Source organism: Alteromonas hispanica (assembly GCF_010500915.1).
Classification (GTDB): domain Bacteria; phylum Pseudomonadota; class Gammaproteobacteria; order Enterobacterales; family Alteromonadaceae; genus Alteromonas; species Alteromonas hispanica.
In genome coordinates this window covers 1-11,777 of record NZ_JAAAWP010000010.1, presented here as the reverse complement: position 1 = coordinate 11,777, position 11,777 = coordinate 1, and the positions used below count along the sequence as shown (strand labels likewise).

General features: G+C 41.6%; 10 protein-coding genes. 4 read left to right on the top strand and 6 right to left on the bottom strand.

The window, feature by feature from the left end; translation table 11 throughout:
• Positions 1 to 50: 50 nt before the first annotated feature.
• Entirely contained in the window at positions 51 to 956 is a 906-nt protein-coding gene (locus GTW09_RS14310; protein ID WP_163112446.1) for a TIGR03899 family protein, read from the bottom strand.
• A 201-nt stretch (positions 957 to 1,157) separates the two neighbouring features.
• Here GTW09_RS14310 and GTW09_RS14305 point away from each other — a divergent pair, with 201 nt between their 5' ends.
• The gene (locus GTW09_RS14305; protein WP_163112445.1) at positions 1,158 to 3,398 is read left to right on the top strand and encodes a two-component system response regulator; all 2,241 of its coding nucleotides are present in this window, start codon (positions 1,158 to 1,160) and stop codon (positions 3,396 to 3,398) included.
• A 48-nt stretch (positions 3,399 to 3,446) separates the two neighbouring features.
• Here GTW09_RS14305 and GTW09_RS14300 read toward each other — a convergent pair whose 3' ends face one another.
• Entirely contained in the window at positions 3,447 to 4,025 is a 579-nt protein-coding gene (locus GTW09_RS14300; protein ID WP_163112444.1) for a uracil-DNA glycosylase family protein, read from the bottom strand.
• Between the two features lie 111 nt (positions 4,026 to 4,136).
• On the opposite strand from GTW09_RS14300, the gene GTW09_RS14295 reads away from it, so the two are divergent.
• Entirely contained in the window at positions 4,137 to 4,442 is a 306-nt protein-coding gene (locus tag GTW09_RS14295; RefSeq protein WP_071980585.1) for a pyridine nucleotide transhydrogenase, read from the top strand.
• Between the two features lie 52 nt (positions 4,443 to 4,494).
• Here GTW09_RS14295 and sthA read toward each other — a convergent pair whose 3' ends face one another.
• Together sthA and GTW09_RS14285 are read right to left on the bottom strand one after the other, a co-directional pair.
• Positions 4,495 to 5,910 carry a Si-specific NAD(P)(+) transhydrogenase gene (sthA, locus tag GTW09_RS14290; RefSeq protein WP_163112443.1) on the bottom strand — a complete coding sequence of 472 codons (1,416 nt, stop codon included), beginning with the start codon at positions 5,908 to 5,910 and terminating at the stop codon, positions 4,495 to 4,497.
• A gap of 163 nt (positions 5,911 to 6,073) precedes the next feature.
• Positions 6,074 to 7,201 carry an acyl-CoA desaturase gene (locus tag GTW09_RS14285; RefSeq protein WP_163112442.1) on the bottom strand — a complete coding sequence of 376 codons (1,128 nt, stop codon included), beginning with the start codon at positions 7,199 to 7,201 and terminating at the stop codon, positions 6,074 to 6,076.
• Between the two features lie 186 nt (positions 7,202 to 7,387).
• Here GTW09_RS14285 and fabR point away from each other — a divergent pair, with 186 nt between their 5' ends.
• Entirely contained in the window at positions 7,388 to 7,981 is a 594-nt protein-coding gene (gene fabR / locus GTW09_RS14280) for an HTH-type transcriptional repressor FabR (protein ID WP_071980582.1), read from the top strand.
• 123 nt (positions 7,982 to 8,104) lie between these two features.
• Here the strand turns inward: fabR and trmA are convergent, their stop codons facing one another.
• On the bottom strand, positions 8,105 to 9,199 hold the full coding sequence (gene trmA, locus GTW09_RS14275) for a tRNA (uridine(54)-C5)-methyltransferase TrmA (RefSeq protein ID WP_163112441.1): 1,095 nt from the start codon (positions 9,197 to 9,199) through the stop codon (positions 8,105 to 8,107).
• A 226-nt stretch (positions 9,200 to 9,425) separates the two neighbouring features.
• Between trmA and GTW09_RS14270 the strand changes: the two genes are divergently transcribed.
• The gene (locus GTW09_RS14270; protein WP_163112440.1) at positions 9,426 to 10,742 is read left to right on the top strand and encodes a DUF5610 domain-containing protein; all 1,317 of its coding nucleotides are present in this window, start codon (positions 9,426 to 9,428) and stop codon (positions 10,740 to 10,742) included.
• A gap of 53 nt (positions 10,743 to 10,795) precedes the next feature.
• On the opposite strand, the gene GTW09_RS14265 is transcribed toward GTW09_RS14270, so the two are convergent.
• Positions 10,796 to 11,263, bottom strand: a complete 468-nt coding sequence (locus GTW09_RS14265) for an RNA recognition motif domain-containing protein (RefSeq protein WP_071980579.1) — start codon at positions 11,261 to 11,263, stop codon at positions 10,796 to 10,798.
• Positions 11,264 to 11,777: the final 514 nt, after the last annotated feature.

The following is an 11,777-nucleotide window of genomic DNA, read 5'->3' as shown; positions in this document are numbered from 1 at the left end:
TTCTGTTCGTTTGCTAGCTTATTAATTTTACCAAGCTAACAGAAAGGCAGTCACGAAATACTGAACACGCCGGCAAGTACGTCTTTCATTTTCTGCATGTATGCTGTGTTCGTATTTTTTCCGACAAGCTTATATAGCTCACTGCCAACTGGCGTAAATTTATAATAAACCAGCGCAACGCCAGATGATTTACAGGTTAAGGTAAAGCTTTCGTTTACACACCTCCAAGATGTTTGTTGACCTTCTTGGTACTCCCCGCTTTCTATTTCACTGGCATAAATTAATTTCATCTCTTGAAGAGAGAGTAAGTCTGGGTAGCTCAACCCTACGGTGGCGAGATTAACTTGTTCTGGCAAGGGTTTTTTAAAAATGGAAAGTAAGCCTTTCCTTTTGTGGTAGCCCACTAAAATCCTTGGAACAGTATCATTAGTTCGCTTACTAGCCACATTAACGGCTTTGGTAAATGTTTGCGCATCGCGATGAGTTAAGGATTTTAATAATTGAAGAGTTCTTAGTGAAAAGCTGCCTGGTCGAGATACCTCGACGGCAAAAATCTTTCCCCATAGTTCCTGCATAGGCGCACTATAAATTTCCTCGGCCAATGAGCTGAAAGCAAAAAACCAATCCGGATCTACGTTGTCGCTTGTTTGTTCGTTGATTGTGACATTTAGTGCTATATTTAAAATAGATTTAAGATTATTTGCTTTTTGTATCTGTAGTATCTTATTACGACGTTCTAGAGCGTGATCTTGCTTTTTGGGCTCTAGGGATAGCGCCGATGGAGAAATGCCTACTCTTGAAAACCATGAGAGCATACGTTGTCTGCTCGCTTCAAGGTCTGCACTTTTGTTTACTGCTTCCTTAGTATGAGCCGATGATTTAACCGCATCTTCCTTATTGAGAGGGGGGGATGTTCTCTTTACCTCTTGGGGTTGATGTTGCGGGGAGATTTTCATAAACGTCACATCGGTGTTTTGTAACAATAGGTAACAGAAAGCCACTATTGCATTGCACAAAATAATTATCAATGTAATCGTAACACTAATGATATTAGAGCGTGTGACCTTTGCTGTCCATTTAGCCCAAATTCGTACAGCGAAGGTCAGCACGGCCTAGTGCGCAATTATGTTTTATCAGTATTGAGGAAATAAGCGGTTATGTCGGCAACGGATTACGAAAACGACGAACTTATCTTTTTAGATGACGATGCAATAGATACAGAATTACATCTCGGAAAAGATTGGAATATCCTTATCGTCGACGACGATGAGGAAATCCATACAGTCACCCGCCTTGCGCTATCCGACCTGATAGTTAATGACCGTAAGCTAAACTTCATTCATGCACACTCTGCTAAAGAAGCCAAAGAGCGCCTTCATGAATATGGCAAATCCATAGCAATAATCCTCCTTGATGTAGTGATGGAAACTGACGATGCCGGCTTCGACGTCGTTAAGTACATTCGCGAGGAAATGAAGCTTAATGAACCCCGCATTATTCTTAGAACCGGGCAGCCCGGTTTTGCGCCCGAAGAGCAGGTTATTAAGCTTTACGATATTAACGACTACAAAACAAAAACAGAGTTAACTCGGTCAAAACTACTGACAACTATTATTTCCTCAATTCGTTCTTACCAGCAAATTATCACGATAAGCCAAAGTCGACTTGGCCTTGAAAAAATCATTACTTCATCTGCAAATTTGTTTGAAGAGCACTCAGTGAAAGCGTTTTGCGAGGGAGTAGTAACGCAAATTAGTTCACTGATTGGGTTAGAATCTGAAGGGCTGTTATGTGCTCGAGCGGGCTCACTTCTCGACTTAGACGATGAAAATATTTACGTGCTCGGGGCTGCGGGCGCATATGCAGAGTTTATCAATCAGCCAGTCGATAATATTCATAATGACGAAATGACAGAGAATATCCATCGCTGCCTAAGGTTAAAACAGCATATTTTTGATATCTCTTGTTCTGTGCTTTATATCAATAGAGCAGGTTTTGAGGCTGCAGTTTACATGCGTCAAACTCATGAAATTAACGACTTGGATAAACATTTACTTGAAGTATTTCTGTCTAGTATTTCTGTTGGGTATGAAAATGTTAACCTTTTCCACGAACTTCGTAATGCAGCCTTCAGAGATTGGTTAACTCGTCTGCCTAATCGCAATCAGTTTATCAACATGCTGGATAACCCGGCCAGTGTTGCAAGTAAAAACTGTTGTGTCGCATTGGTTGACGTCAATCACTTCTCTGATGTGAATGACGGTCTAGGGCAAGAAGTGGGTAATGATGTGTTGCGAGCTATTGCTCAGCGCATGCAAACATCTTTGCCCAATACTATCCGCTTAAGCCGAATTGCAGCAGATGTTTTTGGGCTCATTGGGCCTGAGAGCGAAGTATGCCCAGATGTTATCAATGCGATTTTTGATTCATCGTTTGTGGTGGATGAACACGTTCTTCCAATAAAAGTAACGTTAGGCCTTTGCAGAATAGAAAATGAGCGAAATATCGGTGTCGATTTTTTAAAGCGAGCTAATATTGCACTGAATCGAGCCAAGAAAAATCTCACCGACAATTTCGAATATTATGCGAAAGATATCGAGGATCAAACAACATGGCGCCTTGCCATGATTCGTCGCCTTAGAAGCGATTTCGCAGAGCGTAAACTAGAGCTATGGTTTCAGCCGCAGGTAGATCTTCTTACTGACAAAGTAGTAGGAATGGAAGGCTTACTGCGTTGGCCAGATGGTGAGGGAGGTTATATTTCTCCTGCAGTGTTCGTACCGTTGGCAGAATATTCAGGCTTAATAGTAGATATCGGTGAATGGGTGCTCGAAGAGTCTTGTCGTCGGCTTCAGCAGCTAAGAGAGTTAGGGCACGAGCATCTTCGTGTGGCTGTTAATATTTCAATTCCTCAATTTAGGGATCGTTTTTTCGTCGACAAGGTAAAGAATGCGCTGCTAGAAGCAGATTGCGACCCTAGCTTACTTGAGCTTGAAATTACAGAAAGTGTGGTAATGGATGAGCCCCAAATTGTCATTGATGCGCTGCGCGCATTGAAAGACTTCGGGGTCAAAATTGCCATTGACGATTTTGGCACTGGCTTTTCTTCAATGAGTTATTTGCAGCAGTTACCCTTAGACAGGCTGAAAGTAGACCGTTCCTTCGTGAAAGATATTGTGCCAGGCTCGTCTGCGGTGCTTGCAGAAACCATAGTTACTCTTGGTAATAAACTCGGGTTGCTTACTATTGCCGAGGGCGTTGAAACAAGAGAGCAGGCTATTTATATGATTAAGCTAGGGTGTGATGAAGCTCAAGGCTTCTTCTTTGCTAAGCCCATGCCGTTTAATAAGCTCGTTGAGTTACTGAAAAGCACTAGGTTGCCTGGTGACAACGCTTAGGCTTAGAAAGATTGTGCGTCATTAAGACGCTTTCGTTTCATTAAGATATTAACGCTTAATGAGTGCATTTACCTTTTTTTGAAGTGCAGGAACAGTTTCCTTCTCAAACCATGGGTTTTTAGCCAGCCATCTATTGTTCCGCCCTGACGGGTGAGGTAATACGAAGTAACCATCATGATGTGTTTTAATAGCCTCTGTTAGTGTTTTGTATTGCTTGAGGTAATATTGTTGAGCATAACGTCCAATCAATAACGTCAGTACAGGTTTCACATGCTGCAAAAGTGGCTCGTGCCATGTTGGCGCACATATTTTCATTGGCGGCGCATCAGCGCCGTTTCTATAGCCTGGAAAGCAAAAGCCCATCGGCATAATGGAAAATAACTCCGGCTTGTAAAATGTATCTTTATCTACACCAAGCCAAGCGCGCAGTCTATTGCCGCTAGGATCGATAAAAGGAACATAATTATTGTGGGCAGTTAATCCAGGTGCCTGACTGATGATTAGGATCTTGGTATTTTTGGCTACCGATAAAATAGGGCGTGTAGGATGAGGGAGTGCATTATCACAAAGAGAACAGCTTTTTGCGAGGTGAACTAAATTGTCAAATTCAGTCAATTTTTTCTCCAAATATTGCACTTTGTCATATTAGTGTAACATTACTATGATCGAAATTGACTAGTGAACATACATGTTGTATTATGTCAACACAGTACAATACTGTACCACAGGAGATAAGACATGCGTAAAGTAGTATTCAGTTTAGCCCTTTTAGCTTCATTTGGCATAGCGCATGCGGATTCTGGCAGTGGCCAGCTTTTCGATTGTATGGACACTAAAACGTTCGAAATGAATAACCAATGTATGGCCAACAAAATTGGCAACAACATTCGTTTCCGTGATGCTCAACAAGATCTTGTAAATATCGCTAGCGAAAGCCAAGGCGATTACGCGATAGCAACGATGACATTTGACCAAGAGAAAATGCACATTGATATCGTAGCGCACAAAGACTCTTTAAATGCGCTAGCTGCAAATAGAAACTAAAATCTTAAAAAGTAGCGAAAAGCCGGCAGAAAAGCCGGCTTTTTTTTGGCTGCTAGAAAATTCTATTGAGTCCATTAATTGCAGCAACACGATAAGCTTCTGCCATCGTAGGGTAGTTGAAAGTAGTGTTTACAAAGTAATCAATAGTATTTCCTTCACCCTTTTGCTGCATTATCGCTTGCCCGATATGCACAATTTCTGATGCACGTTCGCCAAAACAATGGATTCCTAAAATTTCTTTTGTCTCGCGGTGAAACAATATCTTTAAGCTACCTGTTTGAGTTGAGGCAATCTGTGCTCTTGCTAGGTGTTTGAATTGGGCGCGTCCTACTTCGTACGGTACTTTTGCTGCAGTAAGTTCTTGTTCGGTCTTTCCAACAGAGCTAATTTCCGGAATAGTATAGATGCCTGATGGGATATCGGCCACCAATGAGGCATGAGTTTTACCCGCTAGCATGGCCTCGGCGGCAAAACGACCTTGGTTGTATGCCGCAGACGCTAAGCTTGGGTAGCCAATAACATCACCTACAGCATACACATTCTCTACGTCAGTTTGATAATTTTCGTTAACCTTAAGTTGGCCTCTACTATCTGCTTGTAAACCAATATTCTCGAGCTTCAATTTGTCTGTGTTACCCGTTCGTCCGTTTGCAAACAACAAGCAGTCTGCACGCATACGTTTTCCAGACTCTAAATTGAGGATCACAGAGTCATCGGTTGTTTCCACTGACGAATATGTTTCATTGTGGCGAATAAGTACGCCGTTATTCCAAAGGTGATAACTCAAGGCATCAGAAATCTCGGTGTCGAGAAAAGACAGCAACCGGTCTCGCATATTAACTAAGTCTACTTTTACACCGAGTCCACGGAATATGCTGGCGTATTCCGATCCGATAACACCTGCACCATAGATAATGATGGATTTAGGGTCGTGTTTAAGGGACAAAATAGTATCGGAGTTGTAAATTCGAGGGTGATTAAAATCGATGTCTTTTGGTGTGTAGGGACGAGATCCTGTTGCTAATGCAATTTGCCCCGCGGTAACAATGTCTTTTGAGCCATCCTCGCGAACAGTCTGAAGTGTATGAGCATCAATGAAGCTGGCTTCACCATGAAAAAGTGTTACTCGGTTTCTATCATAAAATGATGAACGCAAACGCGTCTGACTGTTTACTACGCCGCTTGCGTGACGCATGATTTCCGAGAAGGTTAAGCTTCTGCTTAAATGATTGTCGGCAAAAAGGGGAGAGCTATTATACTCAATCAAACGACTTACTGAATGACGCAGAGCCTTCGAAGGAATTGTGCCCCAATGTGTGCAGCCTCCTCCCACAGCGTCATAACGCTCAACAACGGCAACTTTCTTGCCCGCTTTGGCGAGCTGCATCGCAACACCTTCTCCTCCCGGTCCGGTGCCTATGACTATTGCATCGTAATGATATGAGGGTGCTTTTTGCTTTGCTGCCATGTTGTATTCCTATTTGTTTAATTGCGCATATAAGCGACAGGATAGTGCATTTGTTTACTTTACTACTATCAGTAAATTTAACTCTAGTAGTAAATAGTAAATAAAAAAAACCACATGCAACGAATTGCATGTGGTTTTATTGACAGTTGTAATGGGAAGAATACTACGCCATTTGTAGAGAGAGGGTCTGCAGTTGTGTCCATTTCTCTTTTTGAACGGCAAATGCATGCTTCATTTCTTTATATTTATACGTCAACTCGAATCCTTCAAGAGTGCGCTGAAACGATTTTTGCTTAACACGCATTACTCGTTTCTTCGTCGAATAATAATCGCTCATACGTTGCATAAGCAGGTCGTATTCTTGTTGGATGGTATTCATCATTTCGTCGGCGTTGGGAAGCAGCGACACTTTTTCACTTGCTCTTTGTAACTGCATAGCAGCTAGCGCCTTTTCAATCCGCTCTTCAGGTACTTTTCGTAGATTGGTTGTTAATCCGACAAAGGATAAACCTCGGATTAGCCATTTCGTTGGATCGAATTGATACCAGCGAATGCCGTTCCGATAGTCATACTCAAAGATATGGTGATAATTATGGTAACCCTCACCAAATGTGAAGAACGCTAGCACGCCATTATCTCTTGCTGTGTTCTTATCTGTGTAAGGTTGCGACCCCCAGAAATGTGCAAGTGAGTTAATGAAAAAAGTGACGTGATGAACCAGAACAAGTCTCAACACACCAGCAATAAGCAACATTCCTAAAATATCGCCATTCAGCCAGCCTAATAATCCTGTCACACTGAAGTTTGCTACTAATACTATTGGAAGGTAGTAGTTGTGTTGCCACATAACCACTTTGTCTTTCTGTAAATCTTTGCAGTTACTGTAATCGCCATAGCGGTTCGACTGATACTCTCTTAGCATCCAGCCTATATGAGCAAACCATAGCCCTTTCTTAGCTGAATAAGGGTCTTTCTCTGTATCATCAACGTGGCGGTGATGAATTCGGTGATCAGACGACCAATGTAAAATGCTGTTCTGTAGCGCCATCGCGCCGCCAATTGCAAGTATTACGCGCACTACAATGTTTGCATCGTAGGTTTTGTGTGACCACAAACGATGGTACCCAGCAGTAATAGACATACCGGTAAAGTAAAATAAAAAGATAGCGGCGCTTATTTCGGCCCAATCTATCCCTCGGTGCGCAATCCATAGTGGAGCACCGATAAATGCAATCGCGCCCGATATTATAAATACCAGCACGTTCGTTAATATAAGAGGAGGTTTTTTCATTTTTGACTACTTGGCTTACAACTGTTCGCTAATTTATCGTTTTATGTATTCTCAGGCAAGTAAAACTAGGTTAAGTTCTGCTAACATAGTTAAACTTTAATCATTATAGAACACTACACAGCATTGTGTTTCGCCTCTCGGCAAATGATGGGGTAACATGTCGTAGATTTAATAAGTGGTGTCATCGTGAGTCGACAAGAGCAAAAGTTAAAAACCCGTCAAAATATAATTCATGCCGCGTTTTCGCTTCTGGATGAAAATAGAAGTCTTTCTGCCATTAGCCTTCGCGAGGTTGCTCGAGAAGCTGGTATTGCGCCAACGTCTTTTTATCGTCACTTTAAAGACATGGACGAGTTGGGACTGACCCTGGTAGATGAGGCCGGGTTAGCGCTCAGGCAGTTGATGAGACAGGCTCGCCGTCGCATAGCGTCAGGTGGTGGTGTTATCCACACGTCCGTAGAAACGTTCATGGAGTTTATCGCTGCAAATACAAATGTTTTTAGACTACTGCTTAGAGAACATACGGGAACTTCTTCTGCCTATCGTCTGGCGGTATTTCGAGAAATTCAGCACTTTATTGATGAGCTCACTGATTACATTATTGAAAAACAGGGCGTTGAATACGCATCAGCGCAAATTCAAGCCGATGCAATGGTGAGGCTAGTGTTTAGTGCAGGAGCAGAAGCTCTAGAGGCTGATGATAAGTTGCGCGGAGAAATTGGCGAAAAAGTTAAAAAGCAGCTTCGGTTTGTACAAATTGGCGCTACTGTTAAAAAGTAGCCCCAGCTGTTCAGCAATACTTTAATCAGCACAATGTTAGTTTAAGCAGTACGCTCATAATTGCTTTTCATCACCCAACCTCATCATTACTGCATATCTTTTATATGCTAACGCAGCACATTCTTATTTTCTTGATAAAAGCACACCGGCTTCAATGTGGTGTGTGAAAGGAAATTGATCGAATAGTGCGGTTTTAACGACATTATGGGTGGTACACAACACCTTTAAATTATCTGCTAGCGTTTCTGGGTTGCAAGAAATGTAAACGATATTGTCATAGTCTTGAATCATCTTTAATGAGTCTATGTCTAAACCCGCACGAGGTGGGTCTACCAAAACTGTTGTAAAGTTGTAGTCGCTAAGCTCAATACCCTCAAGTCGACTAAAGGTACGCTCACCTCTCATCGCTTGCGTAAACTCTTCTGCTGCCAAGCGCACTATTTTTACATTATCTAAATTATTGTGCTCAATATTATATTGGGCTGCGTTTACTGATGGTTTTGCGATCTCTGTACCAATGACATTGTCAAAATGTATGGCGAGCGGGATAGAAAAGTTACCTGCGCCGCAGTACATTTCAAGCAAATCTCCACTGAGTGGCTTTACACAATCTAGAGCCCACTCAATCATGCTGCAGTTCACTTTAGCATTAGGTTGAGTAAAACTGTTTTCGATATGCTTGAAAACAAACTCACGGCCATTAACCGGGAGTCTCTCTATAACGAAGTCATTCCCAATTATCACTTTTTGCTTACGAGCTCTGCCTATGATACTTACCGCTGGAAAAAATTGAGAAAGTGACTCTTTTAACCGAAGAGCATGGTTCTCCCAGTCACTATCTAATTGACGGTGATATAAAAGGCTTATAACCATTTCTCCAGAAAGAGCCGATAAGTAATCTATTTGAAACAGTTTTCGACGCAAAATTTCATTTGGTCTTATTAAATCAAGCAATTCCACCATTGCTCTGTTAATACCTTCAGACGCTGGTGGGAACGTCTCAACGCGATACTTTTCCTTTGTTTGTTGATTGAACATGATATGAAAAAGATCGTCCCCCTCATGCCATACTCTAAACTCTGCGCGCATTCGGTAATGTTCAGGTGATGATGGAAACACTGACAATGCTGGCGCAGAAAATTCACCGAGCAATGTATTAAGGCGGCTAACTTTCTCATCGAGTTGTTCTTGATACTGCGCTAAGTTGTTGTTTGCCATTCGTTTCTCCATTAGGTCATCGGGCCTAAATCATATTTTTGAAAATTAGTCGGTATCGTTTCGTAGAAGTGTTGTTCATCGGTACCTTTCGTTAAGGACGCGAATTGTAGAGGCTTCTGCATTATGTGCAAACCTAATTCGTAAGCGTAGTAAAAATTTCTGTATTAAAATTAAACAATATTGAGATGGTGCCGATATAGTACATGAGGAAAGTGAGGATCAAATTATGAACGTGGGTAATATTAAGGCTTTTATGGGAGAGCAAAAAGCTGATCAAAAGGCTGCAGTTAACCCTAATGAGGCACTAAAAAAACAACTTCAGCAAGACGGGCTTCAGCAAGCTGCTGAGTTCTCGAAACAGCAGGCTTCAACGGTATCTGTAAATAGCACTCAAGCCAGTATTGGATTAAGAGTGGTGAGTAGTAGCCTCAGTCAATCGCTAGAAATAGACGGGCAAAAGCCTAAAGAGTTAGCCGATAAAAAAGTTGAAGAGAAAAACAAAAGCTTATTCGACTTCGAAGAAGTGGCTAAAAATGTCATGCGCTTTGTAGGTGGTGTAATTCGCGGAGCTGCCAACGGTGGAGCAAGCGATGAAAAGTTAAATGGATTATTTAGCCAAGCAAGAGAAGGCGTAAGTAGAGGCTTTGCCATGGCGGAAAAAGATCTTGCGGGCTTTATGAATGAAGAATTGGAAAACGGAATCAGCAAGAGTCGTAACCTCATCGATAATGGTATAGATGAATTAGAAACTGACATCTTTAATCGTAAAGGTTTTGAGAACGGCAACGTCGCTCAGGTTTCTTCCCTATCTGCGGCGTCGGTGTCTGATGAAAAGTCTGGTCAATTGAGCATTCGCACCAAAGACGGCGATGAAGTAACCTTAAGCTTTGAAAGCTTGCGAACGTTCCAAGCACAGCAGCAAACTTCCTTTCAGGCGCAATCAACCATCGGGGAAGCTGGAAGTGACAGCTCGACGAACATAGCTGCACAGCAAACCACATCCTCCGAGTTTTATGAAAGAAGCGGTATAAGCTTTTCTCTTAAAGGTGAATTGGACGAAGCCGAGATGAAGTCTATTGCAGACCTAGTTGGTCAAGTGCAAGATCTCGCAGATACGTTTTATAAAGGTGATGTAGATAAAGCGTTTGAGGAAGCACTAAGTTTGGGGTTTGATGATAAAGAATTAGTAGGCTATGCGTTGCAGCTAAATCGCTCTATGCAAACAGACGTTTTAAAAGCTTACGAAAATATTCAGCACTACAGTGAAGAGAACGATGAACGTGGTAAGTACGGTAACGTAGTCAATCCCGTGTCTCAATATCTAGAGAAAATGATGAATACGTTTGAGAAAGCTGAAAATACGTTGGAGTCTAACGAAGACTACAATACGCTGATTGCTGGTCTCATACGTAATATGGAAGATGTTCAGATCCCTGACTTAATTTCAGCGATCAACCGGTTCCATTCATTTAATAAGACGTTACTTGATGGGTTGCCACAAGCGGAAGGTACTATAGGCAATCAAACTGAAACTACTGAATAGTAGCAAAAATAAAGAGAATCAAAAAAGCCTGGCGAACTGCCAGGCTTTCTTATTTATGCATGCTCGACTTTTTCTTTCGCTGGCCGTACTTTTAAAGTACGTTCCTGAAAAGTTGAGTCGTTTGTTTTTTCAATAACGGTGTTCACATCTTTGGCTACTACTTCAATAAAGCCATAACCTTTTCTCTTACCTGTTTTACGATCTTTCATTAAGCGGACAGATTGTACTTCTGCATAGCTGCTGAAATATTCTTTAACTGCATTTTCATTCGCACGATACGGTAGATTACCAACGTAAAGTGTTTCAACGGCATCTGCAGAGACTGAAGCAGAGACATCGTCATTTGAAGAAGATGAGCTTTGGATAAGAGAAGCCAGCCATGGGGTAACTATACCGCTGATAAGAAGTGCAGCGGAGACAGTTAATGGAGAAACTTCCATATTAAGTGAAGAAAATAACAAAAAACCTGCTATCGCAAAAATGGCACTAATAATAATGCACTGAATAAAGCCTACTTTCATATAACTACCTTTCTATTGTTTTTTTGGGTTGAAGGCTTCGGCTAGTTTACTCATTTGTAACAAATTGAACAATCAAATGTGAAAAAACTAGTCTAAAGAAGCATTAACCTATCAGAAATGGTGGAGAAATGAACGGTTAAGCTAAGATTTTACTCAAACAGCAAAAAAACACTAATTTAGTATTGATCTTTTCATCTAGCTATCTATAATGCGCTCCACGTTTTGAGGGGGGTTCAAGCCAAATCAAAATTAAGCGCTAAACCAGTTGAAAAACATTTAAAAAGTTCGAAAACATGGTTGACATCAAAAACAAACGATGTAAAATGCGCACCTCACTCGAGCGGGGTGAGTCACCAAGAAGCAATGGCTTACGGTGAGATAGCGACAAAGTCGCTATGTTCTTTAACAATTTAGACAAGACAATCTGTGTGGGCACTCGTTAAGAGTGTCTATACGACGATTCATAATTCGATATATTTAATTGAAGAGTTTGATCATGGCTCAGATTGAACGC

Excerpts from the sequence above, each read along its gene's own strand:
- GTW09_RS14285 (WP_163112442.1), bottom strand. The coding sequence starts at position 7,201 with ATGAAAAAACCTCCTCTTATATTAACGAACGTGCTGGTATTTATAATA.
- sthA (WP_163112443.1), bottom strand. The coding sequence starts at position 5,910 with ATGGCAGCAAAGCAAAAAGCACCCTCATATCATTACGATGCAATAGTC.
- GTW09_RS14265 (WP_071980579.1), bottom strand. The coding sequence starts at position 11,263 with ATGAAAGTAGGCTTTATTCAGTGCATTATTATTAGTGCCATTTTTGCG.
- GTW09_RS14270 (WP_163112440.1), top strand. The coding sequence starts at position 9,426 with ATGAACGTGGGTAATATTAAGGCTTTTATGGGAGAGCAAAAAGCTGAT.
- GTW09_RS14310 (WP_163112446.1), bottom strand. The coding sequence starts at position 956 with ATGAAAATCTCCCCGCAACATCAACCCCAAGAGGTAAAGAGAACATCC.
- trmA (WP_163112441.1), bottom strand. The coding sequence starts at position 9,199 with ATGGCAAACAACAACTTAGCGCAGTATCAAGAACAACTCGATGAGAAA.
- GTW09_RS14295 (WP_071980585.1), top strand. The coding sequence starts at position 4,137 with ATGCGTAAAGTAGTATTCAGTTTAGCCCTTTTAGCTTCATTTGGCATA.
- GTW09_RS14305 (WP_163112445.1), top strand. The coding sequence starts at position 1,158 with ATGTCGGCAACGGATTACGAAAACGACGAACTTATCTTTTTAGATGAC.